General features: G+C 33.8%; 16 protein-coding genes. 7 read left to right on the top strand and 9 right to left on the bottom strand.

Features of this window, described 5'->3' with window-relative positions; translation table 11 throughout:
- Nucleotides 1–423 precede the first annotated feature (423 nt).
- The 3 genes from BN1066_RS04655 to betB all read right to left on the bottom strand — a co-directional run bounded on the left by BN1066_RS04655 (nt 424) and on the right by betB (nt 4234).
- A complete protein-coding gene (locus BN1066_RS04655; RefSeq protein WP_179104287.1) occupies nt 424–1080 on the bottom strand; it encodes a LuxR C-terminal-related transcriptional regulator in 657 nt (218 codons plus the stop codon).
- Between the two features lie 455 nt (nt 1081–1535).
- Nucleotides 1536–2744 (bottom strand): choline dehydrogenase, encoded by a 1209-nt coding sequence (gbsB, locus tag BN1066_RS04650; protein ID WP_077318315.1) that lies wholly within the window; start codon nt 2742–2744, stop codon nt 1536–1538.
- 20 nt (nt 2745–2764) lie between these two features.
- Complete coding sequence (betB, locus tag BN1066_RS04645) at nt 2765–4234, bottom strand: betaine-aldehyde dehydrogenase (protein WP_077318314.1); 1470 nt, start codon at nt 4232–4234, stop codon at nt 2765–2767.
- Between the two features lie 955 nt (nt 4235–5189).
- Between betB and cudC the strand changes: the two genes are divergently transcribed.
- From cudC to BN1066_RS04630, 3 genes are all read left to right on the top strand, one after another.
- Nucleotides 5190–5741: a choline uptake/conversion transcriptional regulator CudC gene (gene cudC / locus BN1066_RS04640; protein WP_077318313.1), complete on the top strand. Its 552-nt coding sequence runs from the start codon at nt 5190–5192 to the stop codon at nt 5739–5741.
- Nucleotides 5742–5769: 28 nt separating this feature from the next.
- Nucleotides 5770–6669 carry a glycine betaine ABC transporter substrate-binding protein gene (locus BN1066_RS04635; protein WP_077318312.1) on the top strand — a complete coding sequence of 300 codons (900 nt, stop codon included), beginning with the start codon at nt 5770–5772 and terminating at the stop codon, nt 6667–6669.
- A 659-nt stretch (nt 6670–7328) separates the two neighbouring features.
- Complete coding sequence (locus BN1066_RS04630; protein ID WP_077318311.1) at nt 7329–8657, top strand: M20 family metallo-hydrolase; 1329 nt, start codon at nt 7329–7331, stop codon at nt 8655–8657.
- 459 nt (nt 8658–9116) lie between these two features.
- Here BN1066_RS04630 and BN1066_RS04625 read toward each other — a convergent pair whose 3' ends face one another.
- The gene (locus tag BN1066_RS04625) at nt 9117–10352 is read right to left on the bottom strand and encodes an EAL domain-containing protein (RefSeq protein ID WP_245799701.1); all 1236 of its coding nucleotides are present in this window, start codon (nt 10350–10352) and stop codon (nt 9117–9119) included.
- Nucleotides 10353–11644: 1292 nt separating this feature from the next.
- Here BN1066_RS04625 and BN1066_RS04620 point away from each other — a divergent pair.
- The 3 genes from BN1066_RS04620 to BN1066_RS04610 all read left to right on the top strand — a co-directional run bounded on the left by BN1066_RS04620 (nt 11645) and on the right by BN1066_RS04610 (nt 13698).
- Nucleotides 11645–12037, top strand: a complete 393-nt coding sequence (locus BN1066_RS04620; RefSeq protein ID WP_077318309.1) for a hypothetical protein — start codon at nt 11645–11647, stop codon at nt 12035–12037.
- Nucleotides 12038–12185: 148 nt separating this feature from the next.
- Nucleotides 12186–12770: an ATP-binding cassette domain-containing protein gene (locus tag BN1066_RS04615; RefSeq protein WP_342745593.1), complete on the top strand. Its 585-nt coding sequence runs from the start codon at nt 12186–12188 to the stop codon at nt 12768–12770.
- Nucleotides 12751–13698, top strand: coding sequence for a hypothetical protein (locus BN1066_RS04610; protein WP_077318307.1), 948 nt, complete (start codon nt 12751–12753; stop codon nt 13696–13698). Before BN1066_RS04615 ends, BN1066_RS04610 begins: the two co-directional genes overlap by 20 nt.
- A gap of 837 nt (nt 13699–14535) precedes the next feature.
- On the opposite strand, the gene BN1066_RS04605 is transcribed toward BN1066_RS04610, so the two are convergent.
- Nucleotides 14536–15111 carry an LOG family protein gene (locus tag BN1066_RS04605; protein WP_077318306.1) on the bottom strand — a complete coding sequence of 192 codons (576 nt, stop codon included), beginning with the start codon at nt 15109–15111 and terminating at the stop codon, nt 14536–14538.
- Nucleotides 15112–15387: 276 nt separating this feature from the next.
- On the opposite strand from BN1066_RS04605, the gene BN1066_RS04600 reads away from it, so the two are divergent.
- Nucleotides 15388–17085: a methyl-accepting chemotaxis protein gene (locus tag BN1066_RS04600; protein WP_077318305.1), complete on the top strand. Its 1698-nt coding sequence runs from the start codon at nt 15388–15390 to the stop codon at nt 17083–17085.
- A gap of 141 nt (nt 17086–17226) precedes the next feature.
- On the opposite strand, the gene nheC is transcribed toward BN1066_RS04600, so the two are convergent.
- From nheC to BN1066_RS04580, 4 genes are all read right to left on the bottom strand, one after another.
- Nucleotides 17227–18369, bottom strand: a complete 1143-nt coding sequence (gene nheC / locus BN1066_RS04595) for a non-hemolytic enterotoxin subunit C (protein WP_077318304.1) — start codon at nt 18367–18369, stop codon at nt 17227–17229.
- A gap of 169 nt (nt 18370–18538) precedes the next feature.
- Nucleotides 18539–19810 carry a non-hemolytic enterotoxin subunit B gene (gene nheB, locus BN1066_RS04590; RefSeq protein WP_077318303.1) on the bottom strand — a complete coding sequence of 424 codons (1272 nt, stop codon included), beginning with the start codon at nt 19808–19810 and terminating at the stop codon, nt 18539–18541.
- A 37-nt stretch (nt 19811–19847) separates the two neighbouring features.
- Nucleotides 19848–21005, bottom strand: coding sequence for a non-hemolytic enterotoxin subunit A (gene nheA / locus BN1066_RS04585; RefSeq protein WP_077318302.1), 1158 nt, complete (start codon nt 21003–21005; stop codon nt 19848–19850).
- Nucleotides 21006–21618: 613 nt separating this feature from the next.
- Nucleotides 21619–22128 (bottom strand): hypothetical protein, encoded by a 510-nt coding sequence (locus tag BN1066_RS04580; protein ID WP_077318301.1) that lies wholly within the window; start codon nt 22126–22128, stop codon nt 21619–21621.
- Between the last annotated feature and the right edge of the window lie 7 nt (nt 22129–22135).

Below are 22135 nucleotides of genomic sequence, written 5' to 3'. Positions count from 1 at the left end.
GTTTAGCTTATCTTAAATTCGTTTGTTTTTCAGTATGAATGGACTAAAATTTTACTCAATTGGTGAAGAAAGCAATTCATGTAACATTTATAAGGTATCTATTGATGTGTATGTAAATTTTTGGTAAAATGGAGAGAGATTAGTGAAATATAAACGGTGATTTTAGTATAGTATATAATTTAGCAAGGATAGTTGGAAGATTTAAAATAATGGATGTTTTTAAAAAATAAATAAATGTGAATGGTCCACATCATCATGTGAAAATAATAAAGAGGAAAAATGGTACTATCATATTAATCTTTAAACGAAGCTTTTATCCTACATCTGAATTAGAACAACAATATCCTCCACCTAATAGCGTAAATAAAAAGAAAGGTGGAGGTAACGTTTGTATTCACTAATCGTGTTGGGTGGAGAATTCCCTTAATCAGATTCCATCATTTCAGTTAATAAATTTATTGCGAGTGCCCGTTTATTTACACCTAATTTTTTATAGATAGCACTAACATAATCTCTTACTGTTTTCTCTTTTAGATCTAATAGTTGAGCAATTTCTATATTCTTTTTTTGTTTATATAAAAGATAAACAATATCCAATTCCCGTTGTGTCAAGTGGATTCCCATGTCTAATAGCTGTGAGTTTAAATGTTTTTTAGGGTTTGTCTTTCGAAAATGCTTCATAATCGTATCTTTTACTTCCTTAGGAAGCACATAATGATTGGAATAGACCATATGAATCATATGAACTAGATGGACAAAATGTAATTGACTAAGGAAGAATCCTTCTACTCCTGCTTTAAAACCTTTTATAATTAATGCTTCATCATAAATAGACAGAATGTAAATAATTTTGACATCCTCAATCAATTCCTTGATTTTTTTAGTTAGTTTAAGGTTGTACGTATACGATTCCTGAACATGAACTAGAATGATATCTGGATGTTCTTCCTTTGCAGTTTTTAATACCTGTTCCTCGTGAATCTGTACACCGAGAAATTTTAAATCTTCTTCCTTATCAATGATAAAACGCAAGCCCTCACTGGTTATACCTTCATGATCTATTAATAGTATTTTTATCATGTGAAACCTCTCCATTGTATATTTTTAAACTCAGGTTAAACGAGCTAGTTATAGAGTAGAGTAACTTTCTATACATAATCTAAACATGATATGGGTAAGTTATTCATTCCACTATTAAATACTGTAAAAATGGGGTTTCATGATAAGTTAATCTGTAAATCTTTGTAGAAAAAAATAATAGAATTTTTAAAATGGATAATGAATACCATTACCCCTCTGAATTTGTAGATGTAGTTATATATATTCTTCGGTAAGAGTAAAATTAATATAGGGTTAAAATAAGAGGAAACGATCTAGCGTTAGTCAACTAATTCATAGTGAAGATTAAATTAGGAGAGAATATAAAAGTTTGATACGTATTGGTATTCACTTTGATAATAACATAAAACCCCATTGCTTCGCTTAAAAGAAACAATGGGGATAGGGTATAAAGGGCTATATTAAATGTAGACTTTCTAGATCGTTTTTGGTACTAAACCAAAACAGCGTTTATAAATCCATTGGTAATCCTTTTCAGTTAAATCTCGTGGATTACCGACCGTTTGTGGATCGTTCATAGCTTCTTTTGATAGGCGATCAATCATATCTGGTGAGACACCTTGTTCTTCAAGTGTAGGGATATCAAGATCTTCAACAAGCTGATATACTTCATTTACAGCTGCTTTTGCTGCTTCTTCCGTTGTCATATGAAATGTGTCGACACCTAACGCTTGCGCAATTCTAGCAAATTTATCAGGATGCCCTTTCCAGTTAAATTCCATCACCGGACCAAGCATAGCGGCGACACACTGACCATGAGCAACTGGAATGATACCTCCTAATGTTTGAGACATGGCGTGTGCAGCACCAGCTGATTCGCTTCCGTAAGACAGCCCGGCAAGCATAGCGGCTTGGGCCATTCCGTAGCGTGCTTCTAAATCACTACCGTCAGCAAATGCACGACGAATATATTTTCCTGCATATTCTATCGCCATTAGTGCGACAGCGTCTGTTATTGGTTGGGCAAAATGCATGGTATAACATTCAATTGCATGAGCCAATGCATCAACCCCAGTCATTGCTGTTACATGAGGTGGCATAGTGACATGCAATTCAGGATCAATAATCGTTAAATGAGCGGCGATTAACGGGCCACCAGTATTAAATTTAAACTCCCGCTCTTCATCCGTAATAACTGCCCATTGCGTAACTTCGGATCCAGTTCCTGCTGTTGTTGGGATTGTAGTTAATGGCGGAATCCGATGTTCTAACGGTTTTTTTCCTTCTGCAGCTTCATATTCTAGTACACTGCCATGATGTGTAGCTTCTACACCAATTCCTTTTGCTGTATCCATAGAACTCCCGCCACCAACAGCAACAAGTCCATCACAGTTTTCCTCTTTATATAGCTTAGAACCTTCTGCAATCAACCGAACCGGTGGATTAGGTTCCACTTTATTGAAAACTACTACCTTCATTCCAGCATCCTCTAAATATTTTTCTACTGGCTTTGTTACTCCAGCTTGATAGATACCTGGATCAGTTACTAATAATACTTTTGATACACCAAGCTGTTTAACTTCATTTCCAATATGTTTAATTGCCCCAATGCCATGCTTTATAGTAGTTGGAATTTCAAATGTATGCAATTTGTGCATATGTTCTATTTTCATATTTAAACTCATGTACAAAACCCCCTATAGTATTAAAACCAATTTAATGCTTCTGGTTGTAAGTTTTGAAAAATATGCTTTGCTTCTTGATACTCTTCTAATCCTGCTTTGCCGAGTTCGCGACCAATTCCGGATTGCTTAAATCCACCCCAAGGTGCATGTGGAAAATATACATTATAATCATTAATCCAAACCGTGCCCATTCGCATTTTTGCAACACAGCGTTCTGCTTTGGCAATATCTTTTGTCCAAACGCCTCCAGATAAACCATATATAGAATCATTTGCTAGTTGAATGGCTTCCTCTTCGGTTGTAAAAGTTTCCACAGTTATCACAGGCCCAAATCCTTCATTTTGCACGACACTCATGTCTGATGTGCAATTAGTAAGCACAGTAGGTAAGTAAAAGAACCCATCCTTTAATTCAGGCACATCAGGCTGTTTTCCGCCGACAGCTATTACTGCTCCTTCACTTTTTCCGACTTCTACGTATTGAATGACTTTATTTAAGTGTTCTTTAGAAATAAGCGGCCCCATTTGGGTAGAAGATTCAAAGCCATTTCCTAATTTAATGTTTTTCACCCGTTTAATCAATGCTTGAACAAATGAATCATGAATCTTTTCTTCAATAATGATTCTTGTACCGGCTGAACAAATTTGTCCAGCATGAAAGTAAACGGCGTTTAATGCTTGATCAACCGCTGTATCTAAATCGGCATCGGCGAAGATAATATTTGGGTTTTTACCACCTAATTCTAAAGCAAGTTTTTTCACATTTGAACTAGCCGATTGCATAATTTTCTTTCCGGTATTCATTCCACCTGTAAAAGAAATCAAATCAACTTCCTGATTAGACGATAGTTCAGCGCCAACGGTATCTCCCTTTCCTAGTACGAGGTTGACAACGCCTTTTGGCAGTTCTGCTTCTTCCATTAATTCAAAAACTTTTACCGTTGTTAATGGTGTTATTTCACTTGGCTTCATAATTAATGTATTTCCGGCAGCCAGTGCTGGTGCGAGCTTCCATGAAGCCTGTAATAATGGATAATTCCACGGAGTAATTTGACCGCAAACTCCAACAGGCTCATAAACAACTTTGCTCATTGTATTCGGTATAGGAGAGTCTATGATTTCTCCTCCATTTTTATCTGCTAATTCTGCATAATAACGAAATACACCTGCTATATCCTCCATATCGCCACGACTCTCATCAAGTGTTTTACCTGTATCGAGTGTTTCCAACTGAGCTAGTTCTTCTTTATCTCGTTCGATTAAATTTGCTATTGTATGTAACTTTCTACTACGATCTGTTGCCGATGTCCGGGGCCATTCTCCTTTATCAAATGCTTCTCTCGCAGCGGCAATGGCAGCTTTTGCATCTGTTTCATCGCTTTCAGTCGCTTGAGCGATAATTTCTTGGTTAAATGGGTTGATAATATCACGTTTGTTACCTGTTTGAGATGGTACCCATTTGCCATTAATAAAGTTTTGTTTGAAGTTCAAAAAATCTCCCTCCCATTATGTTAAGTTTGTTAAATATTTATTTAACGTTCTTAATAAATTTAATCTAACATGTTCAAACTTTTTTGTCAAAATCAAATTTATCCCGTATGTAACGGGCGATAAGATCTGCCCTTCATGCTACGAGATGAAACCTAGGAGGATAAGTAGATGATTCAACCGCAAGTCAAATGTCCGATTCTGGTTATTCTGACAATCAGTGGGGAAAAAGAAAACTCCACTTTTGAAGATGCGCTATATAATTTTTGGTGATCACTCATTTAGTAAAAATAAAAATGTAAGAGATGAAGTCTATGGGGCTGCCATGTTTTCTCCGATATCTGCGCTTAAAACACCATAGACTCATAGCGAATATCAAGAAGTTTAAACAGGTGTAATAACATTAGTTCCTGATTCATTCGGATTGTTAGGACGGTGAGCTTCAGTAGGAATAAATCGCAGTTTTTAAAAGGACAAGAAAAACGATGGTAGCGAAGCATGCAGTTTCTCAAGGGATGAGAAAAGCTACGGCAGCGGTACTTCGCGGTTTTTTAAGGACGCCTGCAAAAGTTGTTTTTGATCTACTCATTCATGGATAAAAGTAATCTTTAAATGTCACTTAATGTCCGGAAGTAATGATTAAAATATTAAAATTTATGATTACACAAATATTTACCGTGATGTTAATTCAAGTGTAGTGAATTTTTAACGTTTTACGTTGGTACCCCCAGGAAATAATTTGTACCAGTAGCATATTGCTAACCAAGTTTTTTTAATGAAGTATATTAAAAGATTTTGCTAGTTGAATGGCGGTGCAATTTGTTAGAAGTAATGTTTAAGCAATATAAAATAACTTATTTTTTTATTTGACATATTTCAATGATACGTTAAGATTAAGTTTATAAAATATATTCTTAACATATTTAACAAATTTAATTATAGTATTGGAGGTGAATTAATGGCGGGATCTAATGATGACATAGCTAAAGAAAAGTTAGAAGAAGCTAAAGGGTATGTGATTGAAGCAATCGCAGAGACCATGGATGTCTATGGGGTAACTCCAGCAGCTGGGAAATTGTATGCTACCATGTATTTTAAGGATCAAATGAACCTTGATGAAATGCGAGAAGAACTAGGAATGAGTAAACCAAGTATGAGTACAAGTGTCAGGAAACTACAGGAAATTGAGATGGTAAAGAAAAAATTCCAAAAAGGTTCTCGTAAACATACGTACGCTGCAGAGAAGGATTTTTTTCATTCGTTTATGTCCTATTTTTGTCAATTGTGGGATCGGGAAGCAAAAATGAATATGGAAGCAATTAAACAAGCAGAATTTTCCTTAGATCAAATTTTTGAAGATGAGAATGTTTCAGCAGAACTGATAGATGAGGCTCGTCACATTTATGAACAACTTGAACAATCAAAAGTTTATTATCGTTGGTTGGAGCGGCTGGTGGCTAGTATAAGATCTGAGGAAATTTATGAGTTTTTACCAAAAGAACCAACATAAAAAAGAATGGGAGAGAGTTAAATAACTTATGCGTTTTAATAAAAGGGTATTTCTTGTACTTAGTATCGTCTTTGTTACTATATTATCAGCATGTGGGGATAGTTCAAAGTCAGAATCTAAAGGAACAGGATCAAAAGATGCAACCAATGAGGATAAGGGAACCATAGAAATGGCGCAAATCAGCTGGGCAGAAAATATTGCTGTAACCAATATGTGGAAAGTTATTTTAGAAGAACAAGGCTATAAAGTGAAGTTAAATTTGTTAGATATGGGAACGATCATGAAGGCACTTGCTGAAGATGAGTTAGATATCAATTTAGAAGTATGGTTGCCGATACAAGATAAAGCTTACTTGCAACAATATAAAGATCAGGTTTTCTTTGCTGAAGAGCCTTGGTATGATAATGCAAAAGTAGGTCTTGTCGTTCCAACATATTTAGAGAATATTAATAGTATTGAGGATTTAAATAAACATAAAGATATGTTCGCAGGAGAAATAACTGGTTTTGATCCTGGAGCAGGAACTATGGAAGTTACAGAAGAAGTAATCAAGGAATACGATTTGGATTATGAATTAATTCCCAGCTCTGAGCCGGCAATGATTACAGAAATTGATGAAGCAATTAAAAAAGAGGAGCCGATTGTTGCCCCACTGTGGAATCCACACCGAGTTTTCTCACAATTTGATTTAAAATATTTAGAGGACCCTAAAAAAGTCTATGGAGAAGTAGAAAAAATTTATTACGCTACTCGCTTAGACTTTGAAAAAGATTTTCCAGAAGTTAGTGAGTGGATGAAAAACTGGAAAATGGATGACGAAGCGATTGGGGAATTAATGACATATGTGAATGAAACAGAAGAACCAATCGAAGGAGCTAAAAAATGGGTAGACGAAAATCAGGATCGAATCAATAAATGGATGAAATAAATGGATTTAGAAAGGAAGTCTTCGCGGCTTCCTTTTTCTTTATACTATAGGAAAGTATAAAACTTTAGGCTTTATCCCGCATGTAAGGTGCCGTAAGTTTTCCACTTTAAGAGCTTGAGTTCATGCAAAGGGTCAAAGTAGGAAAAAACGGCACCTAAATGCCCGATTGGTTCAAGGGCCTTAAAGGTCATACCCTTGAGGTACTTACATTCCGTGTAAAAAGCGTTCCACGGGAATGAAGTTTCACTTTATCGTATAAGAAAAACGATAGATTCGCCATAAAGACTTAGCGACAACCCAAGTTTTTCTAATCAAATTAGTTTACCTAAATGTAATGGAAACGATCTTGACTGTATATATGAATACGAATTATGATGATATTAGTTCATTGATGAAAGAGTATATGAATTTATTTTTAATAAGATGTTTAAAAATTCATTAAAATTCAAATGGCAAATAACCGGCTTGTTTCTGAGGGATATGGAAAGGCTACGATTCAGAGCTTCAAATGCATCGTTTTGAACTTCTAGGTTTTTTTAAGTTTTTTATAAACACGGATTTTTATTTTTATAATATTATGTCAACTATAATGAATCTGTTATTAAGGTGAAGCGGAAGGTACTTAGAGGCGAATAAAAATTGCGAAAGGGAGATAATTAATGGCTGATCATCAAAATAATTGGCTTTTTGAACAATTAATGAAGACGTACGACCTAAAATTTGAAGGGGATGGAATTAGCGGACAAAGAATTGCTAAACGATTAAATGCATTAGCTAATATTGGGAAAACTGCAGAAAATGGTTCCAATCGTTCCGGTTATTCGGAGGCAGAAGCACATGCTCAAAAATTGGTAGCTTCGTGGATGAAACAAGCCGGATTAAATGTAAGAGAAGATGGTGCAGGGAATATTATTGGTCGGTTAGCAGGTAAAGAAGATACACTTCCTGTAATAATGAGCGGTTCTCACGTTGATTCCGTCCCTAATGGTGGACATTTTGACGGTACATTAGGTGTAATAGCAGCACTAGAAGTTGTCGAAGCATGGAATACTCAAGGGTATCAACCGATCAAACCATACGAAGTAGTTATCTTTGCCGATGAAGAAGGATCTCGATTCAATGGTGGTTTAAATGGAAGTGAGGCGATGGTTGGCAACCACGTTATAGAAAGAAAAAAACAACTGCAAGATAAAGATGGCTTGAAGTTTGCAGAGGTTTTACAAATGCGCGGATTAAGTGTAGAAAGCTATCAAAATGCCGCACGTGACATGAAAGAGATCGAGTTATTTGTAGAACTACATATTGAACAAGGTAAAATTTTAGAGAAGGAAAACGTACCATGTGGCATTGTCACTGGCATAGCAGGGCCATGCTGGTTAGAAATAACATTTATCGGTGAAGCAGGTCATGCTGGAAATACGCCGATGAATGATCGAAAGGATGCGTTAGTCGCGGCAAGTGAATTGGTGTGGAAAGTAAATCAATTGCCGAGCCAAGTTAGTGACTCAGCGGTAGCAACAATAGGCAAACAAATTGTTGAACCAAATGGAGTAAATGTAATTCCAGGAAAGGTAACATTGTATGTAGATATTCGAGATATTTATGAAAAAACAAGGGATGAGCTTATGGAATTGGTTAAACAGTTAGCAGGAGATATTGCAGCAAAGCATGGTATGGCTGTGAATATTATGGAAAAAACGAAGGTAAAACCAGTTCCGATTAATAACAATATACAAGATTTATTGGAAACAGCAATGAAGAAACACAGAATTCGACCGTTACGCCTGCCGAGCGGTGCTGGACATGATGCAATGATTATCGGTGAAAAAGTGCCCATCGCTATGTTATTTGTGAAGAGTCGAAAGGGAATTAGTCATAATCCTGAAGAATGGTCTGATTTGACAGATTGCGTGCAAGCAATTCAAGTTTTAAAAACATCTATTGAAAACTTACAAAGTGATGAGGTTACTTCCGGTGTGTTTAAATAAGTAAAAGCTCACTTTTAAAATGAAAATGAGCTTTTACTCTAAATGTGAAATAGTTCAGGAACACGCATATCAAGTTCTGTTGTTTAAAGCCCTCAGGTAAAAGTCAACCTAACCTGTCCATTAATCGAATTAGAACATCACGAAGTCGTAACAGGAAGACCAGAAGTCGAACCAGAACATCACAAAGTCGGAAGAGAAAGCTCAAAAGTCGAAGTCAGACTATAACACAGGAAAGTTGGAATAGAATAGCAATTGTTTTTTTCAACACATCTAATTCTATTTAAAACTCATCTGGTACGATTTTTAGAGAAAGTTACATAAGTTACTCGGTTGCACCCTTACGTTTAGGAAATGGGTCAAGTAATCCCTCTCGAAAGTGAACTATTTCTCCAATTAGTCATAATCCGATCACCTATGTTAAACATCTTTCTCTTTACAAGCTTTCTTCTAATTTCGTTTTTATAGTAAGCCTTCTTGCTCGTAAAGAAAACTGTATGGAATATCAATAAAAATAAAAGTATTGTCAGAAATGGGATGAGAGTATGTGCGAATGCGCTCATCCTTCTCAATATCTGTATAAAGGTCAGATAGGATTCCTTTTTTTTCCACATTCATACGAACAACATTCTCGAAAAAATAGGGCCGCCAGCTCCAGTTTTTTTGTTTGCCTTCATGATCTAAATTCCAGTTTCCTTTTTCGTCTTTTTCTGCGTTTGCGGATAATTGAAAGCCTGCTTCATTACAGATGTAGACTCGAAAGCAAAAGGAGTCACAATCTTTAGCAACGGTAAGGATTGTTTTATCATAAGGATCGTCAGGGTTAATATTTTTTAACGTTGTATTTAATTGTTGATTTATTTTTTCTGTTAAATCTAATTGTGCTTTCATTTTTTTTCGTTCAAATGTAGTGAAGTATTGAAAGTCTTTTTTTACCTTGTCTTTACAACTATCAGCTGCTATAAAATGTTCGTGTGTCTCCTCTAAATAACTGCCTTGATAGTATCGACCGCCATTTCTCCACGCATAATTGAGCTGATGAAAAGAAGTAATCCCTTTAAATAATAATGTAGCTCCAATTTTGCGCGATAGCATCGATAATAAGTGATGCACATCTTGATATAATTGTGGCAGGTCATTATTCTGTAAAAAAGATACGTCTACCTTAATAATGTTTGGTTTGATTAAAGCTAATTTATCTAAATTACCATTACGTTGTCCCACATCATCAAGAGCGATTTGAATTCCAAATGTTTGTATATAAGCAAATAAATGTTTAAACGAAGATAGATGTTCACTGACGTATGCCTCAGAAAATTGTAAGACAAGCTTTTCTAGGCGCAAGCCTTGATCGGCATAAGTCTTCAATAAAGAAAGCATACTGTCTCCATCATCTTTTAAAAGTAATTTTGCGTCATAGTGAATAAATAAAAGTTGGGACTGATCGGTTTTCATATAACTGTCTAATACTTTATACAAAATAGTATGAATAAGCTCTAAACGAAAGTCACTTGGTATGTTTTCATCATTGAAAAACCATGAAAGACTATGTAATTCACCAGCATCATCTTGAAAGAATGGCTTTACTTCATGGCCAATGATTAATTGATTTTCTGCACTTACAATCGGATCGAAGTATGGAACGATCTGATCAAGCCTCATCATGATATCAAGTGGGTCCATACTAATCAACTCCATTACTATACTCTTTACTACAGTATAGCATGGAAGCAATTGATTTTTCTTCCAAAAACCAAATCAGAAGACAAATAATAAAGAAATACATTTTATGACTGAAATTATTTCTTTTTAGTTATAAAAGCTATTAATGATGTAAGAATGATTAACAGTTGAATGAATGTACTTGGATAGCCATGATTTTTAGGAAGCTAAAAGGAAAGATAACTAATGTTAACAACTAGGATTAATCTAAAGCATAGCTGGTCAGTACTTGCATGAAGAAAATATATGGGTGGATCGAATTAAAGATAAGCACTTGACTACAAGGAAGGCTATTCTAGAATGAATCATTCTCTTCTTTTCCGGATTAACTGCTTTAAACCATCCTCATGACCGATTTGTGATTAGTTACGTGGGGTGACAAACGAATCCCTGTTTCTTTTTGAGTAGACCATAACCAATAGATTTATGTAATTAGTAAAAGATGGGAACAAAATATATAAAAAATAGTTGTTAATAATCCCCTGAAACGGTATAATATGCTCATTAATAGGAAGAATTTGTTAGTAAATGGGTATTTTTTCCGATAATTGTAAAGCACTTATGCTAATATCCGATAAGTTTTATCCGCTTAATATGAAATGGCAATATGAATTATACGAATAAAGCTGAAGCCGCTAGAGTATAAGGTCAAAAATAAAAATGCACTTTTCAAGAGCTACAGTTAAAAAATTGCCAAAAAAGAGATAGAAATACTAGATGGACTGATTTGGCAAGTTATTTTAAAGTGTAGAAAAACTTTTTTGCTTTCACGACTTATTACTAGATGGACAATGTTACATGGGATCTCCTAAAAGTGGGTTCTTCCAAAGCCAACAAGGCGACTGGCGAACCACAGTTTAGCAGGGGAAGACAAAAAGACTACTTTTTTCTCCCATCATAAACGGTCACTGATATGTTAATAAAATAATGAATCAATGTGGTGTAAATAGATAGGCGATAAAGCAGTCTACTTCATTTAAAATAACTATAAGCAAGAATTTGTCTTTTAATCCTTACTACAATTAAGGGATTAGTAAATAAATTCACATTTACTTGGTATATTTGAGGTAACTCCATATTACCTCATAATATAAATAATATTGGCATTTAATAAGGTTATCCTTTGGCGGTTTTTATAAAAGGATCGGATACTTGAATCATCATCTATTACTTTATCAGATTATTACATAGTATCTATCTAGGTTATTAATAGATTGCCATACAAATTAAATGACCAATACAAATTTAATATATGGGAGATGTTAAGATTGCAAAAGAAGCGTTTAACTTTGGTGTTAGCACTAATAATGAGTATTACTATTTTAGAGCCTGTCACAACATCAGCAGCATACTACACATCATATAGCGAAAGGGGGATAAAAAGAATTGCTTACAGTAAAAATATCATATCGTGGTCAACTAATTCCTCAAGAATAAAAAGTTCAGATGTAGATCAGCGAAGAAGTGGGATTTATATTAAAAATAAGGGCGTAAAAAAATTGAAGTCTCAATCCACCAAAACACGACATGTCTACAATTACAAGAATGAATTTTTAGCAGGCGCTGTAATAGGTGGAGTTACTTTAGGCTGGGCAGATACCATAGTAGATCAGGTAAGAGCTTATAGAACTGGTAAAGCTAAATGGTACTATAATAGATAGTTATCTCTATGTATAGAACCTATTTACTATATAGTAAATGGGTTCTAATTAATGGGAGGGGAAATAGAAATATGATTAAATGTATCAATATATCTAAAAGTTATTCTAATAAAGTTATTATAAAGGATTCCACCTTTGAAATAATAAAATTTCTTTTTTAATGGGGCCGAATGGATCTGGAAAAACAACATTGATTAAGTGCATGATGGATATGGAACAGCACCAAGGTGATTTTCTTTTTCATGGAGAAAAAATAAACAAAGTAAGAAATGACTGTTTAGTACTTTGGGATGATTGCCCTTTTTATACAAATTTAAGTGGTCTTAAGAACCTTGTCCTTTTTGGAGAAAGTAACAAAGAACAACAACAAATTGAAAAGATTGCATCTAAATTCTTAAATCACGAAATATTAAAGAATAAAGTAAAAACGTATTCTTACGGTCAACGAAAAAAATTGGCATTAGCACTTGTTGAAATTTTAGAACCAACGTATTTGATCATGGATGAAATTTCGAATGGGTTAGACTATGAGATGATAAGAAAAACGCAACATTTTATTAAAGATTGGTCGAAACAAATGACTATCTTATTAACAGGACATCAATTTAACTTTTACAACGAAATAATAGATGACGTATTTATATTTAAAAACAACAGAATTCTATTATTAAAAGAAAATTTTCGTCACAGTGAACTAAAACTGGAGGATATATATGATGATGAAATTCTTTAAACAAGAGATACAGTATGGAATTTATTCAAAAGTATATTATATAATGCTATTATTTCTTATTTTATTGTTTAGTATAATCTTATTCTTAAATTATGCCGCAGTCATGGATACATATAATGATTATCAAGCAACCGAAAAATTTTATAAGAAAAACAACGTTGATGATATTGAAAAAGATTTAGCCGGAGAATATAAGTTTGAAAAGACTGAAACAGGTGGAGTGATAACTAATCCTATTCTATATTATAAAGAAACAGTTAGTAAGTATCTTTATACTGCAAGTCCAAAATATACATTATCACAACTTTTAGAATCAGCCATTCTCTATTTTCCAGTGGTATTTGGAACTTTTGGTTTGTTAATTGCAATCACTGATTTTCGATACAAAACGATTAAATTTAAAACAGTAAGGGGTAATAAAGTAAAATTGGGAATTGCTAAACAATTTTCACTGGCGTTAAGCGGGTTTATTATTATGGTTATATCTTTAATCGTTTCTTATCTCTTCAGCTTTCTTTTCTATAACAAGATATCAGCTACCATTCCGATATCCGAATTTGATTTGAGTTTACCATTTATGAATTCGAGTTCACCTATATTTTTTAAATTTATGTTCGCATATGCCATTTCTGTAATTTTCATGGTAGTAGGATACACTTTAGGGATCGTATTTAAAAACATGTATATAGGTATCGTCTTGATCATTGTCTATATGTTTCTTTTACCTAATTTAGGAGTTTTTGATTTAAAGAATGCCCTATATTATATTGAAAAAAAACTATTTGATTACCAAGGTGTAGTATCTGTGGAACATCCTAAAGATGGTACTACATGGATAACTTCAATGATTGTTTTGCTTAGTGTTTTGATGATATCATTTATAATAAATATGTTTATTATAAAAAAACGGAGCTCTTTTGAAAGTTAATATAAATTAACATGAGCTTAAAGCTAGCCTATACGAGATGATGTATACATATTACCGAATTTTGAACTAGTACTTTTCAAAAGTCAATCATCCCATCAAATTTTAAGCTAACTTATACAGAAAATAATATAAAAAGGGCTTTGGGATAGCCCTTTTTTGTTTGTTTGGCTTTTTCCGTTAGAGCTTGCCTAAACTTGACGGATGTTTTGATTGGATCATTTCATACAAACACGATTGTTCTCTTTCCAGCAGCTTGCTTCATCTTTTTTTGTAGAGGGTATATCATGTGGATTGTAATTATCCCGCATCTAAGGTGCCGTAAGACTCCCATTTCAAGAGCCTTGAATTGATACAAAAAGGGTCTAAGTGGGAGAAAACGGCACCTAAATGCCCGATTCGTTCAAGCTAACATTCAGTAGGAGATGGAAGAAAACTCCTACTGAATGAAGTTTCACTTTATATCAAAGGCTGTACTTCTAAAAATTATTGACGAAGCTAAAGAATTGGGGAAATGTTACATTACAGGATTCTTATCGTGCTCGAATCAGTTAATTTAGTTGTTGTTGTGTAATCGAATAGAGAGGGCCCCTTACTGCTCGACAGCATGTCAATCACAAGACGTAACAGATAAGGGAGACATACAGGGGAGGTACTGGAGCAATTGTGATGTTTGCCTTTGTACTATTCATCCGTAGCAAAGAAGAAAAAACTTAAGGAACCTATGGAAAGCATAAGTTTATCTTAAATAATGATTTTAATAAATAAAGTAGATTATATAGAATCAAATTAGAATTAGTGCCGATCACAGGCGGAGTAGCTTTATATAGAATGCTAGATTTATTTTTTTGTAATAAATGTTTTTGCAGAAGGAGCTTCATATGTAAAGAACTTTGTCAATAACCCTGAAGCATCATTATCGATTAAGACCATATCTCTGTGTTTTTGCTCCATAAATTGTTCATTTGTCATATGCTGAAATAAAGAAACCAAAGGATCATAATAGTGATTAATATTTAGCAGTCCGCATGGCTTACGATGTAAACCGATTTGCGCCCATGTGAATACTTCAAAATATTCCTCCAACGTGCCCGGACCCCCAGGTAAGGCAATGAATCCGTCGGCTAAAGATGCCATTTTCATTTTTCGTTCATGCATGGATTCTACAATGATAAGTTCAGTTAAATAAGGGTGAGAAAGCTCTTTATCTTGCAAAAATTTTGGCATAACACCGATTACTTTACCACCGTATTCAAGCACTGTATCAGCAATAGCCCCCATTATACCAACACGTGCACCTCCATAAACTAAGGTAATTTTTTGCTTAGCTAACTCCGTTCCAAGCTGTTTAGAACCTTGAATATAAGCGGCAGAGGCTCCATCTCGTGATCCGCAAAAAACAGCAATGCTTTTCATTACACATTCCTCCTTAAATTTACTTCTATCTAAGTATATAAAAGCTAGGATTATTTGTTAACCTGAATAAGCTTTGTTCAATGTTAAGAAAACATATAATTTCGTAGGTTTGAATCCAATTTGTTCGTATATCGTGATTAACTAATTATTACTTTAACGCCAGCCTAATCTTCTTGAAGAACAGAATATTATGTAAATGCAGTTATATATCTAATTCTGCGATTTTAAGCCGATATAATAAGTAATAGTATAGGAAAAAGAGAAAGGGATGACCAAATGGAAAAAGTTATGAATTTTAAGTACTTAAAAAGTAAACTATATGTCAGCTTTATGGTCATTATCGCTGCAATCTGTATACTAGGTATTTATTATTTTATAGTAAATCAACAGACGAGTCAGCGTATTGAAAAGATAATCAACGAGGATTTAACAATTGTTCATTTAGAGGAGAAATTAAATACTAACTTTGCTGAGCAAACAGGGGTAACTAGAGCATACTTACTATATGGGCAAGTAGAATATAAAGAAAAATACGATCAGATACAAACGGAAAATGAAACGTTAATGAAGGAGTTAGGCAATTTAAACCAATTGAAAACAATGGAGGAATTCACAGCTAAAACCAAACAATGGGAAGAGGCGTTGCAAGAAGTTTTCCGTTTACATGATAGTGAAAAGCTAAAAGAAGCAAAGGAACTGCTAAGTAACCAAGTTGAACCTATGCAGCTCGAACTTCAATCTGATTTGCAGCAAGCTTTAGCAGCAGGTAAAGAGGAAATTTCTAAAGATGGGAAATCGATTATTACGAGCAGTAAAACAACCTCATTATGGGGATTGACAATTACTATTGCTGTAGCATTGATTGGTATAGGGATTGCTTTTATGACAGTAAAACTTATTTCTAACCCTATTACACTTGTATTAAAACGTTTACAGCAATATGCTCAAGGTGATTTGCAGCATGAGTCGTTAACAACAAATTTACGAGATGAGTTAGGACAATTGATTCAGATAACTAATGAAATAAGTGAAGATAGAAATAAACTGATCCATAAAGTGGAGACGGTTTCTCAAACAGTTAGTAACCATAGCAGATTATTTGCCAATTCTGCCAATGAAGTAAGAGATGGCTCAGAACAGATAGCAACAACCATGCAGGAATTGGCTGCAGGATCAGAAACACAAGCTAACACCGCTAGTGATTTAGCAATGAATATGGAAGGATTTGTTACAAAGGTTAATGAAACCAATGATAATGGTAAGATCATTGAACAAGCTTCACATGAAATTTTAACCATGACGAAAGAAGGAGACAAAATGATGAAGTCTTCTTCAGAACAAATGAAACAAATCGATTACATTGTAAAAAGTGCAGTGGATAGAGTGAAAGATTTGGATGAACAATCGCAAGAAATAAACAGTCTTGTTAATGTGGTTAAAGATATTTCTGAACAGACCAATTTATTAGCGCTAAACGCAGCCATTGAAGCGGCTCGTGCAGGGGAACATGGTAAGGGATTTGCTGTCGTCGCTGATGAAGTAAGAAAACTAGCTGAACAAGTAAGCGATTCCGTGACTGATATTACTAAAATTGTTTCTCATATTCAACAAAATTCCGTCTCTATCACAGAAGCGTTGCAAAGCAGCTATACAGAAGTAGAGGCTGGAACAGCGCAAATTAATACGACCCAAGAAACGTTTAATGGCATTTCTATGTTTGTAACAGAAATGGTACAGATTATAAAAACAATGGCAACTAATTTGGAGGAAATGAAAGCGAATAGTAGTACGATGAACGAAGCTATTCAAGATATTGCCTCTATTACCGAAGAGTCGTCGGCGGGGATTGAACAGACAGCTGCAGCTGCTCAACAGTCAAGTGGTGCAATGGGAGAGATGGTAGATAATGCAAAGCAATTATTAAAACTTGCTGATGAGTTAAATGACGTAGGCAAAGAATTTCAGTTAAAGTAGAAGCGTAAAGGCTGACCCAAAACCACTAACAAGTGGTTCTAAGGTCAACCTTTTTTGTTTTCCTATTAAAGGGAAATCGGTCTTAATTATACTCATTACTTATAAGCATAATTGTATTTCATACTTGGATGATAACTTGAATCAATAGATGTTCAAAGGGAGCCAGATATTGAATGGAGATAGGATATTCAAAGCTGCTTTACTTGCATTAGAGATTGCAGCTACGTCTTTCAAACTTTGACTCATATTATCCGCTGATTCTTTTAAATTCTCCCAATTGTCCTTAGCGGTGTTTAATTTATTTTCTATAAATGTAAGCCTTTCTGGATTAATAGAATCTATATTTCTTAATATTATTCTATAGTTTGACGCGATGGTATACCAATAAGTTGATATATTTTCTAGTGAAGTAATTGCACTATCCATTATTTCCGTCATTCTAGTATAATTATGCTCTACATCTGTCAGAAAAGCTACTTCTTTTTCCGTTCCAGAAATTCTTTGTTTTAACTGTTCTATGTTGTAATAAGCATTATCTAGATTGGATCTAGTATCATCAAACAGTGGATCAAACAACCTACCAATTGTAGAAAAATTTAAAACCTTGTTAAATATCAATACTCCTTCGTAAGTTTTTACTTCTTGATAATATCGCTCGAGTTCTTTTTGTAAAAGTGAAATACCAATATTACTAGTTGCTAAAATAGAAGTTAATTCATTTATATCACTTTTGAAATAATTTGTGTCTGTGGTCAACTTATCTCGAAATGAGATAAGATGTCCGGATAAATTATCTACTTGTTCCTTATTATTTAAGATATCATTATATAATAAAGACAATTCTGACTTAAATGCTTCTATATTTTTTTCTTTTAAAGCAGTAATTAAATTATTGTAATGGGATTGAAACTGTTCATTATATCCCGCAATATTTTGAATAGTTTTTATAAACAATGGTTTATAAAAATCTAACCAGTCTTTTCCGTGTATTTTAGAAAATCTCTGATCATATTGCAGTCTGTTTTTTAAATCTTCATCTATTAGACTAATATTTTTATAACTTGGTATAACTTGTTCATACATTATCTTAGCATGTAAATCCAGAAAATATAAATTGTTTGTTAATATTGCTAATTCATCTTGTAATTTGCCTGGTCCAAAGTCATACTCGTCTTCTTGTTGTATGGAATCGTCAGCAAAAGTTTGTTGAGGTGCTATGTGACTAGTTATAATTCCAACGGCTATCAAGGATAATATCATTTTTTTTAACCATTCTTTACGCATCGTGTTCACCTGCTCCTCTTAAAAATTATCTGTCTCTTATGATGTTAGAAGCCCCTTACTAATGAATCTAGAAGAAGCTCCTAACAAACAGTCACGTGTTTTTTAGAATTTGTTTAGCATGGTATAATCTTACCTATCCTTTAATATACAATTTAAAACAGCCGGTATATTATAACTCTTTTTCTACAAGTTGAATATCATTTAAATACAGTTGTTCAGCATATTCTTTGATGTCTGCCCATTGATCTTTTGCTGTGGATAGCTTATTAGTAATGAATGTAAGTCTTTCTGGATTTACCCTCTGAACAGCTTTTGCTAGATTAGTGTATTTAGATGCCATCGTACCCCATTGATTTGAAATATTTTCAAGGGCTGTAATGGCCTCGTCAATTGTTTCACTTAAATAATTTAATTGAGACCCAATAGCAGACAACAGAACAACTTGTGTTTCGCTCTCTGTTACTTCTTGTGTTAGCCTTTTAATCTCTGCCGTAGATTCATCAAGTCCTTCTTTTCCTTTTACTACAAGAGCAATACCTGTTGCAGTCCCTCCTGCTCCAAGAGAGATTAAAGCTACGCCACCTTTTGTTCCTGCGCCAGTCCAAATAATAGCTGCACCACCTACAATGGCTACTGGCCCTAGAGCAGTAGCAACTGCACCTCCAATAATCATGTCATTATATTTATTGATTAGTTCCGTATGTGTGTCTAGTTGCTGTTTCAACAAAGGGATACCTGCATCTTCACTTGCCAAAATAGACGTAATTGTATTTGAATGTGTTTTAAAATTCTGAGTATCAGTGGTTAATCTATCCCTAAACTTCTTCAAATCGTTTACTAGATCGTCTACTTCTTGTTTATTAATTTCAATGGATTGAGTTAAATCTAGAAGTCCCTCACTTAATATGTCTTTCGCTTCTTGAGCTTCGTTTTGCTTCCTTTCTTGAGTTGATAAGTCTTGAGCTTCTTTCCCAACTCTTACCGCTGTATCTGCCGCTTCTTTTAATGCACCATAATAATTCTGAAATTCTATGTCATAACTTATGATATTTTCATTGGTTTGAATCAATTGTGGTTTTAATTCATCTAACCATGTTTTGGCGTTTTCCTTTGCAAGTAATTGGTGATTAAGTATTGTCTGTTTTAAAGCATCATTAATTAAGGTTACTCCTCTAAAATCAATGTTAGGTTGTTTGAGAAGTGTTAAAGCGTATAAATCCATTCCTAATGCATTAGAACCGGTTTTTTGGATAGCTTCCCTTATACCATCTGGTCCTAAACTAAACTCAGCATATTGTTCAGCTAAATCGTCTACATTTTCAGAACTAGGAATTGGTGTTGGATTTTCTGCAGCAAACGTATGTGCAGCAAAGATATTAGTTGATAAAACTGTTGCTATTAATGTTGATATAGCAATTCTTTTAAAAGGTTTTTTGGTCATGTTGAGTTTACTCCCTTTTTATTTTAAATGGTTTCCATTAGTTTACATTGACGTTTATAACGACATCTTGAAATTGTCGAGTCTGCTTATTAATCTCATCATTTATTTGTTTGAGGTTCTCTAACTGAGTTTGCAATGTTTTTGCATCTGTGCTGCCTTCATGAAGATTTGTTAATATTTTCCCTATTCTATTATTTAAACCTTCCCAATCATCTTTTACATATCCTAAAATAGTAGCTTGTCGTTCAATTAGCTCCGAAAACCCATTCACTTGATCTTCTATAAAGATAAGATTCGTGATCTTTATTTCCTGTTCTGATAATTTTTGAATAAGTGGTTTTAATTCATTTATTTTGTTCTGGATTATAGTCGCTGATTCTTTAATTTGATCATTTGAAAGAATGAAAATTTTGTTAGTCAATCCTTCTAATGCAGTAAAGTCTAGCGTATTATCATTGATGCCTGTTGCAACTATGTCCGTTGTTAATTTTGAAATTTCAAGGGATTGTTTAGTGACTTCACTAGGATTATTTGAAATTTTAATAAGCTCCTGTTGTATGTCATGAAGAATGTATTTCACTTCTGTTCGCAGATGATCCACTTCTCCATTTGATCCTTGTAATTGATCAATTGTTTGTTCCACTCGGTCAGTAAGATTACTGCTATCTTGAGTTAACAGTTCTTTATAACGATTGTAATTTCTTGAAAGAATCGCCATATCTTCATGAACCATTTGTGCTTGTCCCAGTATTTCTTCAAAAGCTTCTATCAATGATTCTTTTGCTTCTGTGTCATCTACTTCTGTTGCTAAATCATATATTGTATTGTAATAACTATTAAATAATATACTAAATGCTCTGGTGTTTTCATTTAATTCCAATAATTTTGGATTATAATTATCCAGCCATTCTTTAACACGGTTTTTAATAATATATTGCTGATTTGTTAAACTGCTATTATTATTTACTTTTACATTTGGTTGTTGCAAAATAGCCAATCCATAGGCTTTTAATAATGGAACTTGTTTGCCTAACTCACTTATAGAATTAAACGATTCGTCTAGCCCTGTTGTATTTTCCTCCATACCTAAAGACCGTAATTGTAAAGTATTGTCCTCTGCTTTAGCTACTTGAGGTATCAATGTACTGGTAGATAATGCTGTAACCACTAAGCCTGCGACTATTACTTTCTTCATATACCTTCCTCCTAATATTCCGTTATTAATTAAATAATTCGTTACAACATAAAATCAAATAGCTTGTTCGTATTGAAATACTACGGTTGTACGGTAGAACGTTCTGTACTTAACTAATTCTATCTCACCTTACTAGTCACATACCTAAATACGTACCACCATTTTGAATAATTAGAAAAATCAATCATCACCTCTTTATAAGATTAAAATTATGCAGTAATTGTTGAATAGAAGTAAAGATCTTATAACAAAGACATATACCAATTTTGGAAATCATCAGATATTTTAGGCGAAATAAGAGGATGGATCATTCATGAATTCATCTCTTTAAATGCCTTTTACTATTCGCTAATTACTACAAGCTCATTAAATCACAATAAGTAAATTTATGTCAATAATTTATGAAGTTTTTTCCAAAAATGTTCAAAAAAAAAGTCAAATACGAATGTGCAGAATAATTAAATTGTAGTCTTCGATCTTCGATGGATATTATAAAATTTAGTAAATAAAAGGGGTTTAAGATTAAAGTTTTTCCTTTCCAAAGTAAAAAACCCTCTGATTCAGATGTTTCCTTTATAGTAGACAAGAATAAGAGAGCATACTAATCTGTCTACTATAAAGGGTCATCAGGATGAGGGGTTGAATTGTTGCGATATATTTTAGTCAAAACCCATTGAATGAATCCGCCTATACTTAATCCGATTGGCAAAAAGAGGATTGGTAGCCACATGGGTCCAATTAAATAGCCAAAGATTTTTATCCTTGCTGAGAAAATTAGTCCTATTGTTACAAAATATGCAGAAAATACCAATGGGAGATAGGCGAACGGCTTCTTTCCACCACCTGCATCCCTGTACGCATCCCAAATTGCAAAAAAATATAAACAAGGATAAAACATAAGCCAAAGGTAATTTGTTGCTTCAATTGCTTCTTCAATTTTAAATTGAAAACTGTATATAATGATCTGGTTAAAGTTTCCCAACACGTTAATAATAAATTCTAATCCAACTAGTAAAAAACCCTTTACATATTTCTGATTCAACAGTTGCCCAAACCCCGGCAAAGCAATGCTCCATAGTACTGCTTCTAACTTTCTGCTTTTTTCCGTTAGCTTTGTCTCCATATGTCAA

The organism is Virgibacillus proomii (genome assembly GCF_900162615.1).
In the GTDB taxonomy this organism is placed as follows: Bacteria; Bacillota; Bacilli; order Bacillales; family Amphibacillaceae; genus Virgibacillus; species Virgibacillus proomii.
The sequence above is the reverse complement of the archived record's forward strand: the minus strand, read 5'-3'. Positions and strand labels throughout refer to the sequence as shown.

Coding starts and splice junctions, on each gene's coding strand:
- BN1066_RS04655 (WP_179104287.1), bottom strand. CDS start 1,080: ATGATAAAAATACTATTAATAGATCATGAAGGTATAACCAGTGAGGGC.
- gbsB (WP_077318315.1), bottom strand. CDS start 2,744: ATGAGTTTAAATATGAAAATAGAACATATGCACAAATTGCATACATTT.
- cudC (WP_077318313.1), top strand. CDS start 5,190: ATGGCGGGATCTAATGATGACATAGCTAAAGAAAAGTTAGAAGAAGCT.
- BN1066_RS04635 (WP_077318312.1), top strand. CDS start 5,770: ATGCGTTTTAATAAAAGGGTATTTCTTGTACTTAGTATCGTCTTTGTT.
- BN1066_RS04630 (WP_077318311.1), top strand. CDS start 7,329: ATGGCTGATCATCAAAATAATTGGCTTTTTGAACAATTAATGAAGACG.
- BN1066_RS04625 (WP_245799701.1), bottom strand. CDS start 10,352: ATGGAGTTGATTAGTATGGACCCACTTGATATCATGATGAGGCTTGAT.
- BN1066_RS04610 (WP_077318307.1), top strand. CDS start 12,751: ATGATGATGAAATTCTTTAAACAAGAGATACAGTATGGAATTTATTCA.
- BN1066_RS04605 (WP_077318306.1), bottom strand. CDS start 15,111: ATGAAAAGCATTGCTGTTTTTTGCGGATCACGAGATGGAGCCTCTGCC.
- BN1066_RS04600 (WP_077318305.1), top strand. CDS start 15,388: ATGGAAAAAGTTATGAATTTTAAGTACTTAAAAAGTAAACTATATGTC.
- nheC (WP_077318304.1), bottom strand. CDS start 18,369: ATGCGTAAAGAATGGTTAAAAAAAATGATATTATCCTTGATAGCCGTT.
- nheB (WP_077318303.1), bottom strand. CDS start 19,810: ATGACCAAAAAACCTTTTAAAAGAATTGCTATATCAACATTAATAGCA.
- nheA (WP_077318302.1), bottom strand. CDS start 21,005: ATGAAGAAAGTAATAGTCGCAGGCTTAGTGGTTACAGCATTATCTACC.
- BN1066_RS04580 (WP_077318301.1), bottom strand. CDS start 22,128: ATGGAGACAAAGCTAACGGAAAAAAGCAGAAAGTTAGAAGCAGTACTA.